Raw genomic sequence first — 942 nt, 5'->3', positions numbered from 1 at the left:
ACAGAGCGTGTGGATGGAGGAACGATGATGCTTGAAGCAATCAGCAAATGTAAGACCGGAGAGACAACTGCAATCGGCAAGTTCCATGGATTTGAGCTGCTTGTGGAAAAGAACTTCCTTGGTATCAATTATATGGTGCTTCGTGGAAAGACTGAGTACAAGGCAGAACTTTCCACAAGTCCGGTCGGCAGCATGGTAAAGCTGGAAAACCTGTTCAATGGACTCCATGAGAACATTGATTTCTTAGAAAAGAAGATTGAGCAGTACCAGAATGACCTTGAAGCATCAAAGGCAGAGTATGACAAGCCATTTGCATACAGCAAGGAACTGGAAGAAAAGCTGTCAAGGCAGTGTGAACTGAATGCCCAGCTTGACCTTGAGAACGCAAAGGCTGTGGATGCAGACCTGAGCGGACCGGAGGAAGAAAGAGAAGCAGATGACAGGATGGAATCTGCAGCAATTGTAGCAGAGGATAAAGGTGCTTATCCAGCCGACAGAGAGGGCAGAACACGATAGGAGAGTGAATAATATGAGCATAAGAAAAGTGGTCGCAGGACTACTGATTACAGCAGGGATTGCCATTATGGCAGTCCCTTTTTTCTGGAGGGCAACCGGAGAAAAACAGACAGAACAGCTCATAAGTGAATTTGAGCAGACATTGGAGGATGATTACGATGAAGAAACAGATGTGGAGGAAGAGCAAACCTCCATTAGTGAAGAGGATGAAGCCATTCTTAAAGAAGGCGGTGTTATCGGCATCATTGAGATACCGGGGTTAGATATCAGGTATCCGGTAATGGAAGGAACCACAAGTAAAGTGCTTAATGCAGGGATTGGTCATATAGAAGAGACTGCAGGAATCGGTGAGAGTGGCAACTGTGTATTGTGCGGTCACAATGGCAGCAGATATGGCACATTTTTTACACCACTAAGTCAGATATC

2 protein-coding genes are annotated in these 942 nt (G+C 45.5%); both read left to right on the top strand.

The genetic code is table 11. The features are described from left to right. On the top strand, window positions 1-516 hold a 516-nt coding region (locus WMO38_RS15070), incomplete at its 5' end, for a hypothetical protein (protein ID WP_349163221.1). 13 nt (window positions 517-529) lie between these two features. Beyond that, window positions 530-942 (top strand): sortase (locus tag WMO38_RS15065; protein WP_349163220.1); only part of this gene is annotated, 413 nt, incomplete at its 3' end.

The sequence above is a fragment of the Lachnospira hominis (ex Hitch et al. 2025) genome (assembly GCF_040096395.1).
GTDB lineage: Bacteria > Bacillota > Clostridia > Lachnospirales > Lachnospiraceae > Lachnospira > Lachnospira hominis.
This window is presented reverse-complemented; position numbering and strand designations above follow the sequence as displayed.